We start from the raw sequence: 25,120 nt of genomic DNA, 5'->3' as shown, positions 1-25,120 counted from the left end.
ACTTATTTATAAAGAGGGCTGAATCAATCTTTCTCTCTTTAAAACCTATACTATTTTGTCATCGCATGTTCTACTTTAATGCAACGATCCATTATTACAGTATAGCCTTTTTCTTGCAAAAGTTTATATGTATCTTCATCTTGTACTCCTAATTGTGCCCAAAAAATATCTGCATCAATCTCTACAAACTCTTTCGCAACATCCATTAAAAATTCTGAACGACGGAATACATTTACAATATCAACATGTTCCTTAATATCCTTTAGTGAAGAAACTGCTTTTTCTCCAAGCACCTCATCTACTGTTGGGTTTACTGGAATAATGCGATACCCCGCATCTTGCATTGCTTTTGAAACCATATACGATGTACGTTCTGGCTTATCCGATAATCCAACAACTGCAATCGTTTTGCTTTTCTTTAATACTTCACCAATTTCCGTACGAGTTGGGTTTTCAATTGTCATAATTTATCCCTCCTATTCCTTTAGTATAGCCGATAAAGAAAGTCTCTTTCAATATGAAAGAGACTTTCTTTTATTTCAATTATTGATTCTTTGTAGCTGAATTATCTGCTAAAGTAGCTGTTTTCGTCATTTTTTGACCGTTACGATAGAATGTAACTTCTACTTTCTCGCCTACTTTTTTCTTTTCATATAAATATTTACGGAATTGAAGCGAATTTTCTACTTTTTGATCATCTAATGATACTACAATATCATATTGCTCTAAACCAGCTTTTTCTGCAGGTGATATTGGGTAAATTTTACCTAATACAACGCCGTTTGTTACTTCTTTCGGTACTTTCAATTGATTTACTGCATAAGCTTGCACATCTTCTAATGAAACGACACCTACTCCAAGAGCTGGACGTTTCACTACTCCGTCTTTTTCAAGTGATTCAATAACTGGCTTTGCAATATTAATTGGAATAGCAAATCCAATTCCTTCAACTTCTTGTTGTGCAATTTTACTTGAATTAATCCCAATTATTTCACCATTTTGATTAAACAACGCACCACCACTATTACCTGGGTTAATTGCTGCATCTGTTTGAATAACTTGAGCATTCCAATCTGCACGCTTATCGCCATCGATATCTACTGGAATTTCACGTTCTTTGCTACTAATAATACCTTCCGTTACACTTCCATCAAAACCTAGTGGGTTACCAATTGCAATCGCTTTTTCACCCGCACGAAGTTTACTTGAATCACCTAAAGTGGCAACTTTATTTACATTAGATCCATCAATTTCTACAACCGCTAAATCTAACCAAGGGTCTTTCCCTACAAGTTTTGCATCTACCTTTTTACCATCACTTAGTTTTACAGCAAGTTTATTCGCTCCATCTACTACATGGTTGTTCGTTACAATATACGCTTTATTTCCTGCTTTTTTATAAATAACACCTGATCCTGAGCCAGCTTGTTGCTCTTGGCCTGTCGGTTGCATTGCAAATGGATCAACACTTTGTTGCATATTAATAACACCTACAACAACATCTTTCGCGCCTTCAATCATACCAGGTAAATCAGTTTCATTTTTTGCTTTATTGACAACAGGAACTACAGTACCTTCAACTTTTGAATCCGAACTGAATGATGATACAGCCGCTCCATTATTTTGAGCCCATGGCATATATGGTGCCGCAAAACTAATTGTGACAGCCCCAACTACAGCTCCGACTAAACCTGTGAAAAAATAACCTTTTTTACTACCTGATTTTCTCACTTCTCTCGTTTCACTATGCTCTTCATTTAAATTTGGTCCGTCGTAATATCCCATGTTTACTTCCCCTCTCTGGTGAATTCGTATTTTCAGTATAGTCACGTTTTGTGTCCTTCTTGTGAACTCATCGTGAAATCCAATTAAAAAAATACTCTTATCTAACATTGTAGACAAGAAAAGTATTTTTTGTACATTCCACCTACAAAAGAGAGTATAAATTTGCTATATCCCAAAGCCAAAGCGCATAGTAATTTAAAGGTTATTCTTCAAATTTGTAACCCACTCGAATAACAGTACCGATATGCTTCGCTTTATCTCCTAGCTTATTTCGTAGTTTTTTAATATGAGTATCAACCGTTCGGTCATCACCGTAGTAATCATATCCCCATAACTGATCTAATAAATGTTGACGTGACAACACAATTCCTTTGTTCTCCATTAAATAAACAAGAAGTTCAAATTCCTTATGTGTCAATATAATTTCTTCTCCATCTACTAAAACGGTTCTAGATAGACGATTCACTTCTATTCCAGCTAAAGACATAGCATTTTCTTCCGCTACTCCTACCACACCATCCGCGCGTTTTAATAACGTCTTCGCACGAGCTACTAACACTTTCGGGCTGAAAGGTTTCGTTACATACTCATCTGCACCTAATTCGAACCCTAGTAGTGTATCATCCTCATCTGAACGTGCTGTCAACATAATGATCGGTACTGCTGATTCTTTTCTAATTCGTCTACAAACAGACCATCCATCTATTTCTGGTAACATAATATCTAACATAATTAAATCAATTTCATGCTCTGCAAATAATTCTAACGCTATTTTTCCGTCTTCTGCTTCGATTACTTCAAAACCTTCATTACGAAAATAATCACTAACGATTTCACGTAATCTTCTTTCATCTTCAACAAGTAATACTGTTTTATTCATATAATCTATCCCGCCTTTTTACTCTTTCAATCGAATAATACGTTGATTGGAGCTTCCGCGAAATGGAAGTGTTAAATCTTTTTTCTCGATTTCAAACCTTCCATCGACTAAAACATCCCCATAATGTAACAACTCTATCATATCATTATTTTGAGAACTCTGTATCTCTTCTAACGTATAACCTGTATACATCCATAGATTTTTTTTCAAGTCTTTCACAGCTTTTGCTACTTTTTTCACTTCAGCAGCTTGGAAGAATGGATCTCCACCTGAAAATGTTACATCAGTTAATGAATTACTTGCAATCTCGTTCACAATTTCTTCTACTGTCATTTCAGTTCCATTACAAATATTCCACGATTTTGGATTATGGCAACCGAAACAACGATGCGGACAGCCCGCAAAAAACACGACTGTCCGCAACCCTTCCCCATCTACTACACTATCATGAATGATGTTCATCACTTTCATTTATGCTTCACCCGATCCATCTCTTCACTACGTTTCGCACTATTCCACTTCGACATATCTCCTACAAGATAACCTGTTATACGGCGAATTCTTTCTATATTAGCTTCGTCTTCATTTCCGCAACTTGGGCATTCATTTCCAATAACTCCGTGATAACTGCAGCACTTACAACGGTCAACAGGATGATTAATTGAACCGTATCCAACGCCATGATTTGCCATCGCTCGTACAATTTGTTTTAACGCCTGTTTGTTATGCATAGCTGCTCCGTCTAGCTCAATATACGTAATATGTCCTCCGTTACATAGAGCATGGAAAGGTCCTTCTAAACGAATTTTATTTATTGCTTGAATGCTATAGTAAACTGGGATATGGAATGAATTCGTATAATAATTATGGTTCGTTATACCGCTAATCACACCAAATTCTTCTCTATCTTTTTTCACAAACTTCCCTGATAACCCTTCTGCAGGAGTTGCAATTACTGAGAAATTCAGTTCATGTTCTTCCGTTGCTTTATCCATTTTATCTCTCATAAAGGAAATGATTTCATACCCGAGTTTCCATGATTCTTCATCTTCTCCATGATGCTTTCCTGTTAAAGCTACTAAACACTCCGCAAGACCGATAAAACCAAGACTTAACGTCCCTTGCTTTAAAATGGATGCTACAGAATCTTCAGGCTGTAACTTCTCTCCACCGCGCCATACACCTTGTGAATATAAAAATCGAAAATCTCTTGCTCGCTTCGTACATTGATACTCAAATCTCTCTAATAATTGCTTAATCCCTAAATCTAAGTAGTAATTTAACGCTTCAAAAAATGCTTCTTTTGAACCACTAATTAACGCTAATTTCACTAAGTTGATAGACGTAAATGATAAATTGCCTCTTCCAATCGCTGTTTCTTCTCCATGTATGTTAGACATGACACGGGTACGACATCCCATATAACATACTTCACTTTCCGGTCGTCCGTCATAATGCACTGCATTAAATGGCGCATCTAAAAATGAAAAGTTAGGGAATAATCGTTCAGCCGTTGTCTCTAACGCTAATTCAAATAAATCATAGTTCGGATCACATTCTTCAAAGTTCACACCTTTTTTCATTTTAAAAATTTGAATCGGAAAAATTGGTGTTTCTCCTTTACCAAGACCAGCTTGTGTCGCTTTTAAAAGTTGTCTAACTAATAACCGTCCCTCTTTTGATGTGTCTGTTCCATAATTAATAGAAATAAACGGTACTTGTCCCCCGCCCCTACTGTGCATACTATTTGAATTATGAACGAAAGCTTCACACGCCTGATACGTATCATTTTCTGTTTCTTTCCATGCAAATTCTTCTATTTGTTCTTTCGTAAGCGGATATGACTGTAATCGTTTCTTATGTCTCGCTACTGTTTTTCTCACATATGGAGCTAAATCAATATCAAAGAGTGCAAATGATTGACCACCGTGCTGCATATTTTGATTCGCCTGAAAAATAATAGACGAAAGAGCCAATGCACTTTTAATATCCTGCGGTTGTCTCATATGCCCATGTCCGGTATGAAAACCGTCCGCAAGCATTTGCGCTAACGGAATTTGCGAACAAGTCGTCGTTCCTGTCGCATAAAAATCTAAGTCATGTGGATATAATATATTTTGATTTATCGCTTTTTTCACTTGATCTGACAATAAATTTTCAACTGCATAATATTTCGCACTCTCTGATGCGAACGTTCCCATTACTCCCATTGGAGAGCGACCATCTACATTTGCATTTTCTTGCATTAAATCTTGCTCACTACCGTGGACAATCGTCTCAAACACTCTCATTAATTCTTCTCCACGTACATTTCGTTGTAACATTTATAACCCTCCACCAATATGTTGTTGTCTTTTGATTAAAATGTTACTACATATAGTCTTGGTGTTTCTGTGAGAAATGTAACATTCCTGTGAAATTTTTTTCACGAAATAATGAATTTTTCATTTACAAAAAAGAAATGTGCTCTTTACAAATGTATGGTACAATATACGGGAAAAACTCTTTTTACCCTTTATCAACACATTTGAATAAAGGAGACTGAACTTATGGTTATTACATATCTTTTATTTATCGTTGCCTACTTACTTGGCTCGATTCCATTCGCACTAGTCGTTGGAAAAATCGGCTACGGAATCGATATTCGTGAGCACGGAAGCGGTAATCTAGGCGGAACAAATACATTCCGCACACTAGGGAAAAAAGCAGGTTTTATCGTTACAATTGCTGACATTTTAAAAGGTACATTAGCAACAAGTCTACCGATTATTTTCGGTTTAGATGTTCACCCACTATGGTTCGGATTAGCAGCTGTTCTTGGACATGTGTATCCGATTTTCGCGAAATTCCGTGGTGGTAAAGCTGTTGCAACTTCTGCTGGCGTGCTATTATGCTACTCTCCAGTTGTTTTTGCAATATTAGCTGTTGTCTTTTTCAGCCTTTTATTTACAACAAGATACGTATCACTTTCTTCTATGGTAACAGCCGTCGTTGCTGTTATTGCATCCATTGTTAGCGGGGATAAAATCTTCATTATTGCGATGTGTTTATTAGCAGGTATGGTTATTTATAAACACCGTGCAAATATCGGACGAATTATAAATAAAACTGAACCGAAAGCAAACTTTTCAAAAAAGCAAAAATAAGATCGTAACCCACATAACGCAAAAAGAAAACGTGAAGCATATTAATAGCGTCTTTTTGCGTTATTTTTTATACTAAAGAAAAAGCAACATAATTTGGAGGAACTATACATGAATCTTTCCGTAACAAAAGAAGCAGCACAATGGTATAAAAACGAATTAAACTTACAATCGGGTGAAACACTACGCCTTTTCGTACAATACGGCGGTTGCAGTACTGTGCAAAAAGGACTTTCTTTAGGTATTCGTAAAGATGATCCTGCACATCCTGCTGTTCAAACTCAAGAAGAAGGTATTAACTTCTTTATTGAAGGCGATGATGAGTGGTTCTTCGATGGACATAATTTAGCTGTTACATTTAACGACGGTGATGATTTCCCGCAATTTAATTATGAAAAATAAAAAAGCGTGGCTTCTGCCACGCTTTTTTATTTTTTCTTAATTTCCTCATATTTCGCATACCAATCTGGATATAACTTTTTAAATGATACAGGCCTGAACCCTTCTTTTTTCGCGCAAATATTCGTCGTACTTGCAGTAATGCAAAGTTCACCTTCACCGTTATATATTTCATAACCATATACAACGCGAAGCGGACTAACAGTATCAATCCACGTTTTCACAATTGCTTTTTCTCCGTAACGCATCGCTTTACGATATGAAATTTGCAAATCTAACACAGGAGAAATAATTCCCTCTTTCTCCATTTCAACATATGAAAATCCTAAATCTTGTATAAGTTTCGTGCGACCTAGTTCAAGCCACACCAAATAGTTTGAATGGTAAACAACACCCATTTGATCTGTTTCCGCATAACGGATTTCAACTTCATGTTCTGCTACAAACATATGTATTCGCCTTCTTTCACTTCTGCTACCTTGCATACATTTAATCATAATACAGTGACATCAAAAATAAAATAAAAACAGTGAATCTTTTACTGAAAGGAGCAAGCATATGATTCAAATTGTAACTGTTCGTAGCGGTGATAGCGTATATAGCTTGGCATCAAAGTACGGATCAACACCTGACGAAATAGTAAAGGACAATGGACTAAATCCAGCTGAAACACTCGTTGTAGGTCAGGCACTAATCGTTAATACGAAAGGGAATAATTATTATGTACAGCCTGGCGATAGCCTATATCGCATCTCTCAAACATATAACGTACCTCTCGCTAGTTTAGCTAAGGTTAATAACTTATCTTTAAAATCCATTCTCCATGTTGGACAGCAATTATATATACCAAAAGGCACAAAACGCGCAGTAGAATCCATCGCTTATTTACAACCTTCAACAATACCAATAAAAGAAAGTTTGGTTAACGCTACGCGTGCCATTAATCCATTTTTAACATATTTGGCTTACTTCAGTTTCGAGGCAAAAAGAGATGGTACGTTAAAAGAACCAACTGAAACAGCTAAAATCGCTAATATTGCAACGCAAGGCAAAACCATCCCGATGCTCGTTATTACAAATATTGAAAATGGAAATTTCAGTGCCGATCTGACATCGGTTATTTTACGCGATGCATCGATTCAAAACAAATTTATTACTAACATTTTACAAACAGCTGAGAAGTACGGTATGCGAGACATTCATTTTGATTTCGAGAGTATAGCACCTGAAGATCGCGAAGCGTATAATCGTTTTTTACGAAATGTAAAAACACGCTTACCTAACGGATACACATTGAGTACAACGCTTGTACCGAAAACAAGTTCAAATCAAAAGGGAAAATTTTTCGAAGCTCACGATTATAAAGCACAAGGGCAAATTGTTGATTTCGTCGTCATTATGACATATGACTGGGGTTGGCAAGGCGGGCCACCGATGGCTATTTCTCCTATCGGTCCTGTAAAAGAAGTACTTCAATATGCAAAATCTCAAATGCCTCCCCAAAAAATTATGATGGGGCAAAACTTATACGGATTCGATTGGAAACTTCCGTTCAAACAAGGCAATCCGCCTGCAAAAGCAATTAGCTCTGTCGCAGCTGTCGCACTAGCTCGTAAATACAATGTCCCCATCCGCTATGATTTCACAGCTCAAGCTCCTCATTTTAATTATTTTGATGAAAATGGTGTTCAACACGAAGTTTGGTTTGAAGATTCACGGTCTGTTCAAAGCAAATTCAATTTAATGAAAGAACAAGGTATAGGCGGTATTAGTTACTGGAAGATTGGCTTACCATTCCCGCAAAATTGGCGTTTACTCGTTGAAAATTTTACGATTACGAAAAAGGGCTGACATAAGTCAGCCCTTTTTGACTATTAAAAATCCGTCACAAAAAGAAGAATGACAACATTCTCTCTTTTTTAACCGTTATCAACAATCGGTTGTTTGCCTGTTTGGTCTTGCATTTGCTTTCCTTTATTGCCACCAGCTTTTTTTGATTGTGTTCCAATATGATTCGGTGCAAAGTCTTTTGAATTCTTTTTCGGATTACCCATTACTATCGCCTCCTTAACACTAGTATCGTACTAGTGTTAAGAATTATTCAGCTTGCTTAAAAAGTTGCATTTCATAACGTTTTTCAATACGCTCTTCAATGCGATCGATTGCATCACGATCACTTAATAATTGTTGTTTATTTTCTTTCACAAGTTCGTCAAATGATTTACGGCGACTTCTTCTCATGCTGTTCACCCTCTCTCCTTCGCATTCTTACTATACATAGTATGAGCAAATGAAAAACTCTTTAATCAGATTTGTAAGAAAATTTTATGTTTTAGTACTCCTAAAAAAACTCCGTGCACAACTTCTTGTACACGGAGTTTTTTATACCATTATATTTAAATATTCTTTTAGCTTTTCATCTGCATTCATTTCACTTTGTTTATACTCACTTAGCGCTTGCAGTACGAAATCATACTGTCCTAAAATATAACTTTCTAATTTCAGGACATCCTCTAAGCTATTAAGCATAATTCTCGTATTACCAACTTCACTTTTTAACGCGGGTTCACAATTTAAACTCGTACATATTTCTTTCACATCATCTTCTAATATCTCTGTTAATACGTATTTCTTTCGCCCTTTTACTTTTACTCTCATAACTGGATAAAAAGCTTTTATATCTAAATAGCTTCCTACATTCATACAACGAATCCATTCGATATCACGTTTATTTCGTACAAGTATCTTTTTTACTGCTTCATATACTACTGTTTCATCAAGTACTTCTGTATTCGATTTCCTGTTTGTTTCTTCTTCAATAGATGCACATTTTTGATAAACAGCTGCACAAGTAATACAATCATCAAATGCATTATGAGAACTTAAACGAATGCCAAGCATTCGCTTTAACGTTTCAAGTTTATGATTAGGTGCGTGCTTCATATATTTCTTCGCTAAAAACACAGTATCAATTACTTTATTTTGAGGTTCAGGCAGCCCAAGCATATTTACATTACTTTTTAAAAAACGCATATCAAAAGATGCATTATGAGCGACAATAACATTTGTATGTAAAAATGCTAAAAATAAAGGTAATACTTCTTCAATCGTCGGTGCATCTGAAACACGATAATTTGTAATACCTGTTAAACTCGTTATTCGGTCCGGAATTGAACGCTCTGGATTCACATAGGAAACAAATTGATCTACTAGTTCATGATTACGATATTTCACTGCTGCTACTTGAATAATTTTATCATTATAAGGGTTAAATCCTGTTGTTTCAAAATCAATTACAACATAATCTAACGGTAAGGATATATTCCCCACTCCAAACACTCCTTTACCTCTAAACGTTTATATTTCTTTTATCATAACATGCTGCTATCACTACGTGAAAAAGAAAAGGCAGAAATGGTAACTTTCCACCTCTACCTTTTCACCATTATTTTAATTTAGCAATCCGTTTCTCCATCTCTTTTTGCGTCATCGGTCCAATAAACTTATCTTGAATGACACCTTTCGTATCTATAAAATACGAAGTTGGAATCGTAATTACTTTATACGCTGTTGTCACATCAATGTTCTTGTCCAATAAAATAGGAAAAGTAATTCCTTTTTCTTTTGCAAAATTGCTTACCTTTTCTACTCCCCCGCCCTTTTCTGAAGGCGTATAATTTATTGCTAAAATTTCTACATTTTCTTTATGTTCTTTATAGAAAGCCTCCATATCCGGCATTTCTTGCTGGCAAGGTCCACACCAAGTTGCCCAAAAGTTTAAAATCACTTTCTTTCCTTTCAAATCTGATAACTTTACATTCGTTCCATCTAACTTCGTTAATTCAAAGTTTGGCGCACTCTTCCCTATTTCGATACCATTACTTGCAATCATCTCTTTCATAGCAGCTTCACTTTTTTCTTGCTCCCCTTGTACCGCCTGGTCTTTTTTACCAAACTGTTCATAAGCTGCATATCCCGCTAAACAAAGTAACACTACAATAATCGTAAGCTTCCGCCACATTTTATATCACCCTAACGTATTTATCTTCTTATTAACCTAATTACCCAAATACTATATACCTTATTTTAGCTTATACGGACAAGCTTGGAAATATTCACAGTCAAAATAATTAGAATATTCTTATTTAAAGTGAAGTTTTTTCCTTTTTATCATATAATTAGAAAAACAGATGAGGTGTTTTATCTTCTTATTGACCCACTTACCTATTTACTCTCGTAGTTATATAACCTTCAACAAAAGGGGGATTGTTTATGAATTCATTCGAAAAAACAACATTATATATTCTTAGTTTTCTTTTATACCCAATCGGCATTATTACATGGATCATTTCACTCTTTAGTAAAGATCTTGAAAAAAAGAAAGTAGGGCGTATTTGTCTCTACGTCTCTCTAGTCTCATTCGTCCTTTTCTTAATTCTCGGAATTGCAACTTTCCTTATGACTGCTACTTTTAACGTTGATCTGAATCACTCCGAATCTATCGAGTATCAAATAAATGATGCTGAATAAAGATAAGAGCAGTGCTCTTATCTTTATTCATATCTCTGTAAAAACGAATGACTATTTATTAATTTTTCAGGACTTCCACATGCAACAATACTTCCTTCTCTCATTATAACAACACGATCTGCTAGTATCGCTTTCTCTACATCATGTGTTGCCACAATTCTCGTGACCCCTCTTCCTAATCCTTCTATCATATTCCAAACAGTTTCTTGATTGCCCGGATCTAATCCCGCAGTCGGTTCATCTAAAATAATAAGATTCGGATTTGAACCAATAGCGCGTAATAATGCAAGACGTTTTCTTTCCCCTCCAGAAAACTCTTCCCCGCTTTTATGTAGTACAGTTTCAATCCCCCTAGGTAAATCACTAATAATCGGTTTCACATTTACAAGTTCCATATTTTTTTCTAACTGATTTTCTAGATACTTTCCCCCGAAATACATATTCTCTTTTACTGTCGTCCGAAAGAAACGAGGTTCTTGCCACACTGTCGTCATACGAGCCACATTACCATAATAAACAATGTTACCGTTAGATGGTTTATACAACCCTATCATTAATTTTAAAAGTGTCGTCTTTCCTGCACCACTTTCTCCTACAATCATAACGAGTTCACCAGGATTAATTTGCAAATCAATATTATGAATTCTGCATTTCTCTTCATTACTCTCCTGAAATGAAACATTTGTTACCGTTATCCCCATCGCTTTTTCCACCTTACTATTTGCCACTCGTTTATCTAAAAAGGAAAAAACTCTATTTGCCGAAGCAACTGCAACTTGTGTCATCATTAATAAATCGCCAACGTAGCGGACTGGAAAAAAGAGCATTTCAATTGTGGCTAACACGGCAACAATTGAACCAACTTCCATTTCCCCCTTCATTATTTTCTGCACGCCTATAATGAGAACAACGATATATGCCCCTGTTTCAATCACGGTTCCAACTACTCCAATGCAATGTTGCATCATCGTCTTCTTTACTTCTGTTTTATAAGATTGTGCCGTTACTCCCTTAAATAAGCGAATGGCCCATTTTTCTTTTTGCAAACTACGTAAATCTTGTGCTCCTTTTACAAACTGTGACACCATCTCTACAACACTTGATTGATTTCTTTGAGCAATGCTGGCGATATTTCTTACCTTTTTCCCCATCAACATCGGAACCGTTGCACTTAAAAATAAAAACGGAGCTACCCACAATATGAACTTTATATCTATATGTTGTAGTGCTATGATTGCGCCAATAAATTGGGCAATAGCATGTATATATTCTATTAATATAGATCCATATAATCTGACCCAGTTCGGAATATCAGACACAACTAATGTCTCTAACTCTCCTCCCTTAATCTTCTCACTCTCTTCAAACGGTAATGAGAAGAAATGACGCAATACATCTATACGCTTCTCTCGTAATATTCGCTGACTCGCTTTTGAACTTACATAATCAAATGAAAGATTGTTCACCCACATCAACAAGCGGCTAGCTGCAAACAAAGTAATGTAAAGATACACCTCCTTTAACTCTCGTTGAATAAGGTTATCTACAATTAATCCCATGAATAGTGGACGAGATAAATTTAAAATAGCAGCAAAGCATCCACTACATACAGCTGCTATTACTAATAATTTTTCTTTCTGTAACGGTAACAATATTCTTTTATATTCTTTCATGATGTTCCCTCCATTTTTATAGTAAAAAGAAAGGGATGAAACCAAATGGTTTCATCCCTTTCCATAAAATAAGGAAGCTAACAGTTGTTAGCTTCCTTATCGTTCATTTCAATTATTTAGTTTGACACTTTAGACTCTTCAATTTTCTCACGAAGAACCATTTGCAGAATACCACCGTGACGGTAGTAGTCAATTTCTACTTCACTATCGAAACGAGCTACTACTTCAAATTGTTTTTCGTTGCCATCTGCATCAGTTGCAACTACTTTTACAAGATCGCGTGGTCTAACTGTTTTGTCAATTTGAATTTCAAATGACTCGTTACCAACAAGACCTAACGTTTCAGCGCTTTCGCCATCTTTAAATTGAAGTGGTAATACACCCATTAATACTAAGTTACTACGGTGAATACGTTCGAAGCTTTCTGCGATTACCGCTTTAATACCTAATAAGTTTGTACCTTTCGCAGCCCAGTCACGAGAACTTCCCATACCGTAATCTTTACCAGCAATAACTAGAAGGCCTGTGCCATCTTCTTTATATTTCATAGCAGCATCATAGATTGATGTTACTTCACCAGTTGGCCAATATGTTGTGTATCCGCCTTCTGTTCCTGGTGCGATTTGGTTTTTAATACGGATGTTCGCGAATGTACCACGCATCATAACTTCGTGGTTACCACGACGAGAACCGTAAGAGTTAAAGTCAACAGGTTGTACGCCGTTTTCTAATAAGTAGCGTCCTGCTGGTGTATGCTTACCAATTGAACCTGCTGGTGAAATATGGTCTGTCGTTACAGAGTCTCCAAATTTACCAACTATGCGTAAATCTGATAACGTTTCAACTTCACCTGGCTCTTTAGATAATCCTTCAAAGAACGGTGGGTTTTGAATATAAGTTGAATCATTATCCCAAGTATATAAAGCTTCATTTGAAGTTTGGATTTCATTCCAGCGCTCATTGCTGTTAAATACTTGTGCATATTCTTTCTTGAACAGTTCAGATGTAACAACGTTTTGAACTACATCTTCAATTTCTTTAGCTGATGGCCAAATGTCCTTGAAGTAAACAGCATTGCCATTTGCATCTTTACCGATTGCATCATTTTTCAGGTCAATATCAACAGTACCTGCAAGTGCATATGCCACAACAAGTGGTGGTGATGCTAAGTAGTTTGCTTTTACAAGTGGATGAATACGACCTTCAAAGTTACGGTTACCAGATAAAACAGATGTTACTAATAAATCGTTTGCTGCGATTGCTTCTTCTAATTCCTCTGCTAACGGACCAGAGTTACCGATACAAGTCGTACAACCGTAACCAACTGTTTGGAAACCTAATTGATCTAAATATGTTGTTAAACCTGATTTATCTAAGTATTCAGTAACAACTTTAGATCCTGGTGCTAATGATGTTTTTACGTACTCAGGTACTACAAGCCCTTTTTCAATTGCTTTCTTCGCAACTAGACCTGCCCCAATTAATACGTATGGGTTTGATGTATTTGTACAGCTTGTAATTGCAGCGATTGCAATTGCACCTGTTTTCATCGTTACTTCTTTATCTTCTAATGTAACCTTCACTTCTTTATCGAACTCTTGCTCATTAAATCCAAGTCCTTGTGTTCCAACTGGTGCTACAACAGCTTTATGGAACGCATCTTTCATATCTGAAAGTGGAATTAAATCTTGTGGGCGTTTCGGTCCAGAAAGGTTAGATTCGATTGTATTTAAATCAATTTCAACAAGATCAGTGTAAATTGGATCTTTGCTGTCTGCTGTATAGAATAAACCATTTGCTTTACAGTATTCTTCAACAATGCGAATTTGCTCTTCATCTCTACCTGTTAAACGTAAGTATTCTAATGAAATATCGTCAATTGGGAAGAATCCACAAGTTGCACCGTATTCTGGTGCCATGTTTGAAATTGTTGCACGGTCAGCTAAAGGCATGCTCTTTAGTCCATTACCGAAGAACTCAACGAATTTACCAACTACACCTTTTTGACGTAATACTTGTGTTACTTTTAATGCAACGTCAGTTGCTGTAGTACCACTTGGAAGTGTACCAGTTAATTTCACACCGATTACTTCAGGTACTGGGAAGTATGAAGGCTGTCCAAGCATTCCTGCTTCCGCTTCTATACCACCAACGCCCCATCCAAGAACGCCGATACCGTTAATCATTGTTGTATGTGAGTCTGTTCCAACTAATGAATCTGGGTATGCAACTAAGTCACCTTCAGCATTTTTCACAGCATGAACAACTGGTGCTAAATATTCAAGGTTTACTTGGTGTACAATACCTGTAGCTGGTGGCACTGCGCGATAGTTATCAAATGATTTTTGTGCCCAGCTTAAAAATTTATAACGTTCTTCATTACGTTTAAACTCTAAGTCCATGTTGAATGCAAGCGCGTCTGCCGTACCCGCTCTATCAACCTGTACAGAGTGGTCAATTACAAGGTCTACAGTAATTTCTGGATTAATTTTATCAGGATCCCCGCCCATATCTGCCATTGCTTTACGAAGCGAAGCCAAATCTACAACAGCTGGTACACCAGTGAAATCTTGTAAAATTACACGAGATGGTTTAAATGGAACATCGATATCTTGCACATCTTTCGTTCCCCATTTCGCTAAATTTGTAACATGCTCTTCTGTAATTACACGTCCGTCTACTTGACGAAGTACTGATTCAAGTAAAACTTTCACGGAATATGGTAATTGAGATACGTTGCCAACCCCTGCGTTTTCAAGCGCTTTCAAATTATAATAATGATACGTTTTTCCATCTAATTCAAAAGTTGCACGTGATTGAAATGGATTATGTTTGACCATTATGTTTCCCCCCTGTTAAACGTGACTAAGTTGTCTGAATATAAAATGTAGACAAACTTTTCAATACCTTACGATAATATCTTATTACAACTTTCTAAATAAGTAAATAATAAGAAACTTATAGATTATCATAAGTTTTCTTTATGTTTCTAAATTTGAATAGTGTTCACGCTCCTTATGAATACTATTACCATAAAGTAAAGTGCTCTATTAGTGCTTTACTTACAGTTCATACATACTATGAACTGCTCATCATTCAACATACAAAAAAAGTTATAGAGGTGAAATAAAATGGGTAAAAGAAAAGCAAATCATACTATTTCAGGAATGAATGCGGCATCTGCACAAGGACAAGGTGCTGGTTATAATGAAGAATTTGCAAACGAGCCTTTAACTCCAGCAGAGCGACAAAATAATAAAAAACGTAAAAAGAACCAGTAACGAAAAATCCCAAAAGGTCCATTTCCTTTTGGGATTTTTTCTAATGTTTATAACGTAGTAATTCTGAAACCGTTACAAATCGATATCCTTGTTTTTTCAGCTCAGGTAAAATTTTTGCTAATGCTGCTACTGTTTGACTACGATCATTTCCTCCATCATGTAACAATACGATATCTCCACTTTTAGCATTTTTTACTACATGATTTACAATGGATTCAACCCCTGGATTTGCCCAATCACGCGGGTCTTGATGCCACGACCATAGAACAGTTTGATAACCTGCTTCTTTCGCTGTTTTAAATACAGCATCGTTAATATATCCGCCAGGTGGACGGAATAGTAAAGGTTCTTTCACCCATTTTTCGAAAAATTTCTTTCCATCTAAAATATCATTTTCTAATTTTTCATCCGATGAATTACTCGCATATAAATGATTCATCGTATGATTTCCAATTTCATGTCCCTCTTTTAACACTTGTTTCACTAAATATGGATTACGCTGAACTCGAAATCCAATCATAAAAAATGTTGCTTCTGCTTTATATTGACGTAATAAATGTAAAACTTGCGGTGTATAAGTTGGATCTGGGCCATCATCAAATGTAATGGCAATAATCTTTTCATTATTAGGTACTTCCCACGTTACATAGCCAGTTGGTTCTAGCTCTTTTCTGAGCAACATTTTCGCTTCCACTTTTTCAACTTGAAATATATGTAATGCGCATAATAAACAAAAAACGAATAGAAAAATCTTCTGTTTTAGCATAACGTTCGTCAAAGTAATAAGGTTGTCGAATACACAACAATCTCATTTACTTTTCTAATTGATCTACATTTCGCATAATGTTTTGGAGATTATTTTCGTATTGCTCAAGTTGTGGGCGTTGTGTTTCTGAAGCTACCTCTAACGCATTTTGAATTTGTTCATACGCTTCCTGAACCTCTTGGCGTAACTCTTTTAAATCATGACCGTAGTTTGGATCATTTTTTACAATGTTATTAAATGCGTTTTCTGCTTGTGTAACTCCTTGCTGCGCTGCTTGAAAAGCTTGTTGTTTATCTTTATGATATGGCATTATATAATCCCCTTTCCATAATAGTTAGTCCCATTTATCTTTACCTTTTTTTCTAAAAACATTCTCGTATAAATTTGCAAACTTCTCTCATTCTAAAGAGAAAGAGGAGGTGTCACATACAATGGGAAAAAACAATCGTGAAGCGAAAGAAAAAAAGGGACAACCTGAACCATTAAGCGGATCTCATAAAGTAAAAAACCGTAACCATTCACGCCAAAAAAATCATGCACATCATGATATGTAAAACAAAAGGCTCACACTAGCTACCTTTGCCACATACAATGTTTATATTTTTCCATTTATTCTTCACCCCTACTTCATTCATGCATAACATAGTATGAATTGAGATTTTACGGAGGGTGTCTTACATGGGCAAGAAAAAGAAGGATTGTCTTTTTCATGTTGATGGTTTCGAAGAATGGATGGATCAATTTTGTTCTGATTCTTGTAGTAACTTTAGTTTCCCAAATCAAATTCATATTGACCTTTGTGAAACTGAACAAGAATACATTTTGGAAACAGATGTACCAAATGTATCCGAACAAAATGTAGTTATTAAAAAGATGGAGACAGGCCTAAATATTTGCATACTTCATAAAAATATTTCTTTGCAGCGGATCATCCCTTTACCCGCTACTATTATTTATAAAAAGATGCTAGCCTGCTTAGAGAATGGATATTTAGCCATTCATATTTCCAAAAATGAAGTTGCTAATAAACATGAAGAAAAAGTTCTTTTTCAAATTGAGAATTAAAATAAAGTAAAGCTTTAATCAATGGGTTCTTACTGCCCGCAAATAGCGGGATAAATACAAAAATAAGCCCCAGTCATCTGCTGGGGCTTATTTTATTTCGCATCTAATTCTAAATTACAATTTCTATCATATCTTTTTTTCAATAAACCTTTTGTAACTACAAGTACAGGAAATGCTACAGTTGAAAATATAGCTAGTGCTGAAAATACTACAAACCCATTTTGATACCCGTAGTAATCGAGAAGCACTCCTCCAAACCATGGACCAATTACTGCTCCAATCCCTGAAAATCCCATTGCTCCAAAATATGTTCCTTTTAAATGTGAAACAGCTATATCATCAATAAATACATCCGTCATGGAAAACATTAAAACTTCTCCAACTGTAAAAATAATTGTACAAATAGCAGCACCTAGCATAGATTCTGCTATTCCAAATCCAAACAACCCCCCGCTCACAAATAAAGTTCCAACCATAATTGATGTTAACGGTGTATACTTTTTACATATTTGAATAACAGGGTATTGAATTACGACTACAACAATCGCATTTAAAGCTAACATATACGAAAACAATGTCACTCCATCCTGAAATATATGTGAATTCGCAAAATATTGAGATACTGTTGTCGTTAAGTGTGAAAAGCCACAATTACTCAAAATAATACCGACTAAAGCAACTAAAAATACGACATCCTTTCGCAATATACGAACTGCATTTAACATTGTGACAGGCTTTTCTGTATTTACTTTCTTTTTTTCAATTGGATACTTCTTAAATTGGAATGCTAATATAGCTGTATATAGAATATATACTCCAGCTGCTACTAAAAAAGGAATTGTAGATTTTGCACTTCCAATCTGTAATCCGACAAGTGGGCCAATCGCTACTCCAACATTGATTGCACCGTAACGCAAATTATATACGAGTAAACGATACTCTGGTTTCGTTAAATCTGATAATAATGCTCTTGACGTCGGTTCAAAAAAAGACCGACATAATCCATTCAAAGCATTTAATAAAAAGAAACTTAGAACATGATTTGCAAATGAAAAACCTATAAATACAAACACCCAAACGATCATGGACCATATTATAATCATGTTTCGGCCGAATCGATCCGATAAATTCCCTCCGATAAAACTAGCAAACACTCCAACAAGTGCACTCGTTCCGATAATAGCACCCGTCATTCCAGCTGATACACCTTTAACAGTCGTTAAATAAATTGCTAAAAAAGGAATACTCATTGACGTGGCGAACCTCGCAAATAAAGTCCCTATTATAATTGTCATTCCTAACGGATGAATATTTTGTAACTTCCCTTTCATCGTTAAACCTACTCTCCCTGTTCTTACAAAAAAAAGAAAGCAAAGGATCTGCTTTCTTTTCCCTTTTTATACTTGAGCTGTTGATACCCGAGCTGTTCTCGTTATTTCCATATCTATGCCATATGTAAACTGTAATTCTTTACAAACATCTTTAATTAAAATTACGACATTATACTTCTCATTAAATTGTAAAACGATATTTTCTACTTCTTCATATGTATACTTATACTCCCCTGTAATGACACTTTTTAAATCAAAGCATTCATTTATACAAAGTTGCACAAGCAGCTGATCATATTTCTCTATTACATCTTCTTTCTTCCACAGTACCTCTTTTACATATAACCGATCAAACTTCACACTTTCTCGATTACAATCCGTTAAAATCCGGGTCATTTCATTTAATTCTCGATACAATTCAGAAATATTTTTGCTTAAACTAAGCAGTTTATCTACGCCGTTTTCATATAACATATTCATTCCACCCCCGCATTTTCTTCTTATTATAGCAAGAAAATTCTAAAAATAGTTTCTTTCTTCTGAAATATTAGGAAACTAATTTCGATTGCTTTACAATGAAACTAGTGAACAGGAAAGGGGAAAGAAAATTGGAGCAAAAATTATATTACACTGACGCTTATAAAAAAGACTTTACTACGAAAGTCATAAAGCAAGATTATGATAAAGACGGTAACTTATACGTTGTTTTAAATGAAACAGCATTTTATCCGACAGGTGGCGGGCAGCCCCATGATACTGGAACTTTAAATGGAATTGCTGTACTCGATGTTAAAGAAGTCAATGACGAAATCCGCCACTTCATTACCGAACAATTACATACAGAAGAAGTAGAAGGTAAAATTAATTGGGAGCGCCGTTTTGATCATATGCAGCAACATGCGGCTCAACACATTTTATCTGCTGCTTTTTGGGACCATTTTAACATACCTACGATTGGATTCCACCTTGGTAAAGAAACGGTAACAATTGATTTAGAAACAGAAAATCTTCATGCAGAAATAGTTGAAAAGGCAATACAAATTGCAAACAAAATTGTTTTTGAAAACCATCCAATCCGTACCCTGTGGATGAATTTAGAAGAAGCGAAAACGTTACCTCTTCGTAAAGAACCGACTATAACAGAAAATATACGTGTTGTTATAATTGAGAACTTCGACTACAACGGCTGTGGCGGAACGCATCCGAAACGTACAGGTGAAGTAGGTCCTATTCAAGTACTAGGGTGGGAGCGCAATAAAGGGGGCATACGATTAACGTTTATCGCTGGTTGGCGCACACTAAATTTAATGGGCCAACAACTACAAATTATGAAAGATGTTTCTAAACAATTAAACAGTAGCGAGAGTGATATCCCAGCAAAAGTAGCACAACTTCTTACTTCTCAAAAAGAAAATGAAAAAGCAATACAAACAATGAATGAAAAATTATTATTTGCAGAGGCAAATGAACTATTTCAACAGCCTACGGAAATACATGCCGGCATACTTATTTCTAAAGTATTTACAAATCGTTCTATGCAAGAAATCGCAAAGCTTTCTGCCATTATTACAGAACAACAAGAGCATGCCATTACATATTTCGTTATTGAAAATGAGGACAAACTACAATGCATCCTCGCTTGTGGAAAAACAGTCACGCTCGATATGAATGCTCTTTTAAAAGAGGCACTTCCTACAATTGAAGGAAAAGGTGGCGGAAATAAAAAGAGTGCTCGCGGCGGCGGAAAAGCGGTTATGACCGGGGACGAATTTTTAAATCAACTTGTTTCTTCTTTACAGTCAGAAGTGTAAAACATGTTTATGAAGGATAGCTAACTGCTATCCTTCAACTATATTTACAAGCCTATATTTTGTTTCAAGCCTTGATAACTCCCTGCATTTGCAAAACCTTCACTTATAAGAGTTATAAAAGTTTCCGAAAAACCATATTGACTTAAATCTTTAATCGGTACCATTTGCACATCTTGAATTGGATTATGATCAAACTCATTAGAAGGTAGCGTAATTTCACCTTCAATCCTTTCAAGCAGAAACGTAATATGTAATAAAGATGGACTAGCATCTGGTTTATCACAAACATAGAGTAGCTTCTTAATTTTAACTTCTAATCCTGTTTCTTCTCTCATTTCTCGAATCATCGCTTCTTCTAACGTTTCACCATTTTCTACCCTTCCCCCAGGTAAAGACCAATTGCGATTAGCAACTTTTTGCTTTACTAGCAATACTTTTTCATCTTCAATTAAAATTCCCGTAACACGAACTTGCATTACACTTTCCATATGTAATCTCCTCTTCCCGTTATATTTACAAATTAATCCTTCCACAAAAAGAACATACGTTTTATAATTAAAGAAAATTATGGAAGAAAGAAGTTGTTACATCTATGCGTCCACCTTTAACAAAGTCTATATCACTTGAAGATTTCCAAAACTTTTATTGGTTAAAAGCAGAACTCCAAACATTTTGTCGTGAGCATGGTTTGCCAGCTAGTGGCTCTAAGATTGAAATAACCGAGCGTATCTCACATTATTTACATACTGGTAAAATATTAAAAAACAACTCTCGTCAAAAGGTGAGTAAAGCTTCCCTCTCTTATAAAGAACTTTCTCTTCAAACAATTATTACTAACAATCACCGCTGCAGCGAAGAAGTTCGTGCTTTTTTCAAAGAAAAAATCGGAGCAAACTTCCGCTTTACAGTAGCTCTTCAAAAGTTTTTTAAAGAGAATGTCGGAAAAACATATGAAGACGCGCTAACGTTTTGGTATGAAGAAAACGAACGAAAAAAAGATCCTACATACAAAACAACTATTAGCGCGCAGTTTGAATACAATCGTTTCACTCGCGACTTTTTCGAAGATCCAAATAACAAAGGGAAATCAAAAGCTGATGCTATCGCTGCTTGGAATGAAATAAAAGCAAAACCTGGTAGCAATGCTTATGTTCCTCAAAAAGTAGAAAACTAGTCCCTTTCTAGTTTTCTACTTTCTCAAATAATAGCGCAAGCCCTATTCCACCACCAATTCCTAACGTCGCAATTCCATATTTCATATGCTCTCTTTTCGCTTGATAAAACAAACGTGTCACAAGCATAGCTCCAGATGCACCGTACGGATGACCGAGCGCAATTGCACCACCATTTACATTTAATTTTTCGAAAGGAATTTGTAACTCCTTTGCACAAGCAACAACCTTTGAAGCAAATGCTTCATTTATTTCAAAATAATCAATGTCCTCTACTTTCATATTCATTTCGTTTAATAATTTGTTCACCGCAAATATCGGACCAGTCCCCGGAAGATTTGGATCCACTCCAACTACAGCACTGCGGACGAAACGAAGAACAGGCTTGTATCCTAGTTTTCGGGCTTGCCCCTCTTCCATTACAAGAACAGCACATGCTCCGTCATTTACACCGCACGAATTACCTGCCGTTACTGTACCATTTTGTAAAAATGCGGGCTTAGTTCTTTTAATCATTCTTTCATAATTCATTTCTCGTTTTATAGCCTCATCTAAAGGTCCATTAAAAGAAAGTATTTCATCTTGTAAATATCCATTTTCTAATGCTTGCAGTGTCCGTTTATAACTAAGGCAAGCATACTCGTCTTGCATTTCTCTCGTTACATTATAACGCTCTGCAACATATTCAGCCGCCACTCCCATATTAGGATCACCAATTGTTTCTGGTGAAAATCGTGCTCTATTTTGAAAAGTTGATGTACTTGTACTCTCTACTCCTCCTGCAATATAACAATTACCTGCGCCGCCTTGAATGAAATGACATGCGGTGCGAATCGCTTCCAATCCGGCACCACATTGCCGATCAATCGTTACACCAGGAATATGATAACCAAGTCCTGCCGCTAAAGCAGATAATCTTGCAACATTCCCTCCCGGCCCCACAATATTCCCTAATATGACATCGGCTATTTCTCTCTCAATCCCTTTACTTAAAAACGTAAGAAGCGGCGTTACTAATTGCTGAACTTCATAATCTTTCAACATCCCATTTTTCTTACCAATAGGTGTCCTTTTCGCTTCTACAATAACCGCTCTATTCATATATCTTCTCCCGGTTTTCAATCATATTTTTTGCTGCAATACGAGCGATTTTCCCACTATCTGTATACGGTATTTCATCTACAAAATGCCATTCTTTCGGTATTTTAAACGAGGATAATCGTTGTAAGCAAAAACTTTTTAATTGTTGCCTCGTAGCACTTCCTTTTACAATGGCGACAGGTTTTTCACCCCAGTAACTATCTTTCACACCAATTACAACTATTTCATCAACAGCTGGGTGTTCATGTAATACACTTTCTATTTCTTCTGGAAAAATATTAATTCCTCCAAATAAAATCATGTTCTTCTCTCTACCCACTATGTATATAAAGCCTTCTTCATCTTCATAACCTACATCTCGCACTGTCATCCAGCCATCCGTAGTCAACTCTGGAACTAAAACCTTATCCAATATGTAGCCCATAAAAAACTGATCACTTTTCACATAAACAGTTCCTATCTCGCCTTTCTGTACTCCTTCTCCTGCTTCGTTACATATTCGAACTTGAACATTGTGACAAGGTTTTCCTACTGAATTTGGCCTTCTATCGCTCTCTTCATCAACAAGTGCTGTTACAAAACTTAGTTCCGATGCACCGTAAAATTCATATTTTTGTGCATAAGGAAATATACTCTTTATTTTTTCTTTCGCTTCAGCTTCCCATTTCGCTCCTGACGAAATAATTTTCATCCCATTTTCTATTACTCTATTTTCTTTATATAAAGATTCTAGCATTGTCGGAACTGTATACATGACCGAAATATTTTCTGTTTCTAACTTTTCCAGTACTTGATCTGGAATAAACTTTCTCATAATATGCACCGTTTGCCCTACATATAATGCACTTATTGCGCCGTATAAAAAAAGAGAATGAACGAGCGTCCCAGCTATTAAAATAGAATCTTCTTTTTTCATATGAAAGTCATGTATATTGCAATCAAAACTATGAACCCACGATTGTTGTGCACGTAAAAATGCTTTTGCCTTCCCAGTCGATCCTGATGTAAATCCCATATAAAACGGAGCATGTTGTACATCTTTTACAGGGGCATATGCAGGCAGAGAGTTCTCTATCATTCTTTTCCACTCATCAATTTCAATTACTCTTCCTTCTTCATCCGGTAAATCCTTTACCTTATATCGCTCTGTCACAATCATAGCCGGATTACTGATCGCAATTCTTTCTTTGAGCTCATCCTGTTTCCACTTTATATCTAACGGCACACAAACCCATCCGGCCATAGCAGCACCAGCAAATAGTTGTAAAAACTCCATACTATTTTCTAATAGAATTGCTATTGTTTTATTCTGCGATTCTTTTTCATTCAACCAGTTTGCTACTTTACATACTGACTCAAACCATTCTTTAAATGTTAATACTCGATCATTTTCCTTTATTGCTATTTTATTTGTTTGTAAAGAGGCATACTTTTTATATTCTTTTGTAATCCCCATTTGAGACGTCCTTTCTTTACAAAATAATAAAAAGAAACACGCAATGAACGTGTTTCTTCTCTTTCTTATCCCGCATTTGTATATTTCCCACTCTTGAGAGCAGGCGTAATAATATGTTTCAATGAACGATGTAATTTCGTTACAAGAATTGCTGCTATAATCGCTTTTATGCAATCACCTGGTAAAAATACGGCACTTACTTTCATCGTCTGCCATATAGAAACATCCATAAAGAAAGCTTGTACAATAATACCAAATACATAAACTACGAAAATACCACCAATTATATTAATACATAATACCTTTATTATAGAAACTTCACGTAAACGCTCAATTAAATAACCAATGACAAACGCTCCAACGATATAACCAAGTAAATATCCTGCACTTGGCCCAACAAATACGCCTGGACCACCGCGTCCACCAGCAAGTAATGGTGCTCCAACTCCAACTATAAGTAAGAAAATAAGCTGACTTAACGCACCAAGACGTGACCCTAACAATCCACCAGCAAGCATAACACCGAGTGATTGTAATGTAATCGGAACTGGTGTAATAGCAAGAGCAATTGGAGGTATTAACCCTAACACTCCCATAATAGAACTAAATAAAGCGACGAAAACTAAGTTTTTTGTATTCATATTTGCTTCTCCTATTTGTAAACTTAAAATGATTTTCAGATAACATATTATAGGAGTTATATTATCTTTCTATTTAGTCTTTGTCA

The 25,120-nt window shown here is 35.9% G+C and carries 29 protein-coding genes; 9 read left to right on the top strand and 20 right to left on the bottom strand.

What is annotated here, in order from left to right:
* Positions 1-50 precede the first annotated feature (50 nt).
* From ACSG5Z_RS14595 to ACSG5Z_RS14575, 5 genes are all read right to left on the bottom strand, one after another.
* The gene (locus tag ACSG5Z_RS14595) at positions 51-464 is read right to left on the bottom strand and encodes a CoA-binding protein (RefSeq protein ID WP_137013120.1); all 414 of its coding nucleotides are present in this window, start codon (positions 462-464) and stop codon (positions 51-53) included.
* A gap of 79 nt (positions 465-543) precedes the next feature.
* Entirely contained in the window at positions 544-1,785 is a 1,242-nt protein-coding gene (locus tag ACSG5Z_RS14590) for a S1C family serine protease (protein WP_046957742.1), read from the bottom strand.
* Between the two features lie 202 nt (positions 1,786-1,987).
* A complete protein-coding gene (locus tag ACSG5Z_RS14585) occupies positions 1,988-2,665 on the bottom strand; it encodes a response regulator transcription factor (RefSeq protein WP_001044675.1) in 678 nt (225 codons plus the stop codon).
* Positions 2,666-2,683: 18 nt separating this feature from the next.
* The gene (gene nrdG / locus ACSG5Z_RS14580) at positions 2,684-3,136 is read right to left on the bottom strand and encodes an anaerobic ribonucleoside-triphosphate reductase activating protein (protein WP_000867068.1); all 453 of its coding nucleotides are present in this window, start codon (positions 3,134-3,136) and stop codon (positions 2,684-2,686) included.
* Positions 3,133-4,989 (bottom strand): anaerobic ribonucleoside triphosphate reductase, encoded by a 1,857-nt coding sequence (locus ACSG5Z_RS14575; RefSeq protein ID WP_137013122.1) that lies wholly within the window; start codon positions 4,987-4,989, stop codon positions 3,133-3,135. The genes nrdG and ACSG5Z_RS14575 overlap by 4 nt, the downstream gene beginning before the upstream one ends.
* Before the next feature lie 225 nt (positions 4,990-5,214).
* Between ACSG5Z_RS14575 and plsY the strand changes: the two genes are divergently transcribed.
* Together plsY and ACSG5Z_RS14565 are read left to right on the top strand one after the other, a co-directional pair.
* Positions 5,215-5,811, top strand: coding sequence for a glycerol-3-phosphate 1-O-acyltransferase PlsY (plsY, locus tag ACSG5Z_RS14570; RefSeq protein WP_000237189.1), 597 nt, complete (start codon positions 5,215-5,217; stop codon positions 5,809-5,811).
* Between the two features lie 108 nt (positions 5,812-5,919).
* Entirely contained in the window at positions 5,920-6,210 is a 291-nt protein-coding gene (locus tag ACSG5Z_RS14565; protein ID WP_001054448.1) for a HesB/YadR/YfhF family protein, read from the top strand.
* 26 nt (positions 6,211-6,236) lie between these two features.
* Here ACSG5Z_RS14565 and ACSG5Z_RS14560 read toward each other — a convergent pair whose 3' ends face one another.
* The gene (locus tag ACSG5Z_RS14560; RefSeq protein ID WP_137013124.1) at positions 6,237-6,656 is read right to left on the bottom strand and encodes an acyl-CoA thioesterase; all 420 of its coding nucleotides are present in this window, start codon (positions 6,654-6,656) and stop codon (positions 6,237-6,239) included.
* Positions 6,657-6,765: 109 nt separating this feature from the next.
* Here ACSG5Z_RS14560 and ACSG5Z_RS14555 point away from each other — a divergent pair, with 109 nt between their 5' ends.
* On the top strand, positions 6,766-8,058 hold the full coding sequence (locus tag ACSG5Z_RS14555; protein WP_046957740.1) for a glycoside hydrolase family 18 protein: 1,293 nt from the start codon (positions 6,766-6,768) through the stop codon (positions 8,056-8,058).
* 68 nt (positions 8,059-8,126) lie between these two features.
* Here ACSG5Z_RS14555 and sspN read toward each other — a convergent pair whose 3' ends face one another.
* The 4 genes from sspN to ACSG5Z_RS14535 all read right to left on the bottom strand — a co-directional run bounded on the left by sspN (position 8,127) and on the right by ACSG5Z_RS14535 (position 10,228).
* Positions 8,127-8,261 (bottom strand): acid-soluble spore protein SspN, encoded by a 135-nt coding sequence (sspN, locus tag ACSG5Z_RS14550; RefSeq protein ID WP_000527987.1) that lies wholly within the window; start codon positions 8,259-8,261, stop codon positions 8,127-8,129.
* Between the two features lie 43 nt (positions 8,262-8,304).
* The gene (locus tag ACSG5Z_RS14545) at positions 8,305-8,448 is read right to left on the bottom strand and encodes an FbpB family small basic protein (RefSeq protein ID WP_001254698.1); all 144 of its coding nucleotides are present in this window, start codon (positions 8,446-8,448) and stop codon (positions 8,305-8,307) included.
* 141 nt (positions 8,449-8,589) lie between these two features.
* Positions 8,590-9,537: a 3'-5' exonuclease gene (locus tag ACSG5Z_RS14540; RefSeq protein ID WP_088122827.1), complete on the bottom strand. Its 948-nt coding sequence runs from the start codon at positions 9,535-9,537 to the stop codon at positions 8,590-8,592.
* A gap of 115 nt (positions 9,538-9,652) precedes the next feature.
* The gene (locus tag ACSG5Z_RS14535; protein ID WP_000269060.1) at positions 9,653-10,228 is read right to left on the bottom strand and encodes a TlpA family protein disulfide reductase; all 576 of its coding nucleotides are present in this window, start codon (positions 10,226-10,228) and stop codon (positions 9,653-9,655) included.
* Between the two features lie 251 nt (positions 10,229-10,479).
* On the opposite strand from ACSG5Z_RS14535, the gene ACSG5Z_RS14530 reads away from it, so the two are divergent.
* On the top strand, positions 10,480-10,737 hold the full coding sequence (locus ACSG5Z_RS14530; RefSeq protein WP_046954569.1) for a hypothetical protein: 258 nt from the start codon (positions 10,480-10,482) through the stop codon (positions 10,735-10,737).
* A gap of 23 nt (positions 10,738-10,760) precedes the next feature.
* Here the strand turns inward: ACSG5Z_RS14530 and ACSG5Z_RS14525 are convergent, their stop codons facing one another.
* A complete protein-coding gene (locus ACSG5Z_RS14525) occupies positions 10,761-12,410 on the bottom strand; it encodes an ABC transporter ATP-binding protein (protein WP_262749896.1) in 1,650 nt (549 codons plus the stop codon).
* A 116-nt stretch (positions 12,411-12,526) separates the two neighbouring features.
* Positions 12,527-15,250 carry an aconitate hydratase AcnA gene (gene acnA / locus ACSG5Z_RS14520; protein WP_435711633.1) on the bottom strand — a complete coding sequence of 908 codons (2,724 nt, stop codon included), beginning with the start codon at positions 15,248-15,250 and terminating at the stop codon, positions 12,527-12,529.
* A 291-nt stretch (positions 15,251-15,541) separates the two neighbouring features.
* Here acnA and sspO point away from each other — a divergent pair, with 291 nt between their 5' ends.
* Positions 15,542-15,691: a small acid-soluble spore protein SspO gene (gene sspO, locus ACSG5Z_RS14515; RefSeq protein ID WP_000518053.1), complete on the top strand. Its 150-nt coding sequence runs from the start codon at positions 15,542-15,544 to the stop codon at positions 15,689-15,691.
* Between the two features lie 40 nt (positions 15,692-15,731).
* Here the strand turns inward: sspO and pdaB are convergent, their stop codons facing one another.
* Both pdaB and ACSG5Z_RS14505 read right to left on the bottom strand, forming a co-directional pair.
* Complete coding sequence (gene pdaB / locus ACSG5Z_RS14510) at positions 15,732-16,457, bottom strand: polysaccharide deacetylase family sporulation protein PdaB (RefSeq protein ID WP_002008296.1); 726 nt, start codon at positions 16,455-16,457, stop codon at positions 15,732-15,734.
* Between the two features lie 46 nt (positions 16,458-16,503).
* Positions 16,504-16,767, bottom strand: a complete 264-nt coding sequence (locus ACSG5Z_RS14505; RefSeq protein WP_001146295.1) for a hypothetical protein — start codon at positions 16,765-16,767, stop codon at positions 16,504-16,506.
* Positions 16,768-16,888: 121 nt separating this feature from the next.
* Here ACSG5Z_RS14505 and ACSG5Z_RS14500 point away from each other — a divergent pair, with 121 nt between their 5' ends.
* Both ACSG5Z_RS14500 and ACSG5Z_RS14495 read left to right on the top strand, forming a co-directional pair.
* A complete protein-coding gene (locus ACSG5Z_RS14500; protein WP_000517650.1) occupies positions 16,889-17,011 on the top strand; it encodes a small acid-soluble spore protein P in 123 nt (40 codons plus the stop codon).
* A 124-nt stretch (positions 17,012-17,135) separates the two neighbouring features.
* Positions 17,136-17,522 (top strand): Hsp20/alpha crystallin family protein, encoded by a 387-nt coding sequence (locus tag ACSG5Z_RS14495; RefSeq protein ID WP_048544065.1) that lies wholly within the window; start codon positions 17,136-17,138, stop codon positions 17,520-17,522.
* Positions 17,523-17,614: 92 nt separating this feature from the next.
* On the opposite strand, the gene ACSG5Z_RS14490 is transcribed toward ACSG5Z_RS14495, so the two are convergent.
* Positions 17,615-18,853 (bottom strand): MDR family MFS transporter, encoded by a 1,239-nt coding sequence (locus ACSG5Z_RS14490; protein WP_060487392.1) that lies wholly within the window; start codon positions 18,851-18,853, stop codon positions 17,615-17,617.
* 66 nt (positions 18,854-18,919) lie between these two features.
* Positions 18,920-19,327 carry a hypothetical protein gene (locus tag ACSG5Z_RS14485; RefSeq protein WP_137035270.1) on the bottom strand — a complete coding sequence of 136 codons (408 nt, stop codon included), beginning with the start codon at positions 19,325-19,327 and terminating at the stop codon, positions 18,920-18,922.
* A gap of 134 nt (positions 19,328-19,461) precedes the next feature.
* Here ACSG5Z_RS14485 and ACSG5Z_RS14480 point away from each other — a divergent pair, with 134 nt between their 5' ends.
* Complete coding sequence (locus tag ACSG5Z_RS14480; RefSeq protein ID WP_179192173.1) at positions 19,462-20,664, top strand: alanyl-tRNA editing protein; 1,203 nt, start codon at positions 19,462-19,464, stop codon at positions 20,662-20,664.
* Between the two features lie 44 nt (positions 20,665-20,708).
* Here ACSG5Z_RS14480 and ACSG5Z_RS14475 read toward each other — a convergent pair whose 3' ends face one another.
* Positions 20,709-21,152 (bottom strand): NUDIX hydrolase, encoded by a 444-nt coding sequence (locus tag ACSG5Z_RS14475; RefSeq protein WP_435711632.1) that lies wholly within the window; start codon positions 21,150-21,152, stop codon positions 20,709-20,711.
* A gap of 104 nt (positions 21,153-21,256) precedes the next feature.
* Between ACSG5Z_RS14475 and ACSG5Z_RS14470 the strand changes: the two genes are divergently transcribed.
* Positions 21,257-21,838 (top strand): DUF6434 domain-containing protein, encoded by a 582-nt coding sequence (locus tag ACSG5Z_RS14470; protein WP_097908057.1) that lies wholly within the window; start codon positions 21,257-21,259, stop codon positions 21,836-21,838.
* A gap of 7 nt (positions 21,839-21,845) precedes the next feature.
* Here the strand turns inward: ACSG5Z_RS14470 and ACSG5Z_RS14465 are convergent, their stop codons facing one another.
* The 3 genes from ACSG5Z_RS14465 to ACSG5Z_RS14455 all read right to left on the bottom strand — a co-directional run bounded on the left by ACSG5Z_RS14465 (position 21,846) and on the right by ACSG5Z_RS14455 (position 25,034).
* A complete protein-coding gene (locus ACSG5Z_RS14465) occupies positions 21,846-22,937 on the bottom strand; it encodes an acetyl-CoA C-acyltransferase (protein WP_097908056.1) in 1,092 nt (363 codons plus the stop codon).
* Entirely contained in the window at positions 22,930-24,393 is a 1,464-nt protein-coding gene (locus ACSG5Z_RS14460) for an acyl-CoA synthetase (protein WP_098146494.1), read from the bottom strand. Before ACSG5Z_RS14460 ends, ACSG5Z_RS14465 begins: the two co-directional genes overlap by 8 nt.
* A 65-nt stretch (positions 24,394-24,458) precedes the next feature.
* On the bottom strand, positions 24,459-25,034 hold the full coding sequence (locus tag ACSG5Z_RS14455; RefSeq protein WP_001093321.1) for a biotin transporter BioY: 576 nt from the start codon (positions 25,032-25,034) through the stop codon (positions 24,459-24,461).
* Positions 25,035-25,120: the final 86 nt, after the last annotated feature.

The organism is Bacillus pretiosus (assembly GCF_051294775.1).
GTDB lineage: Bacteria > Bacillota > Bacilli > Bacillales > Bacillaceae_G > Bacillus_A > Bacillus_A wiedmannii.
The sequence above is the reverse complement of the archived record's forward strand: the minus strand, read 5'-3'. Positions and strand labels throughout refer to the sequence as shown.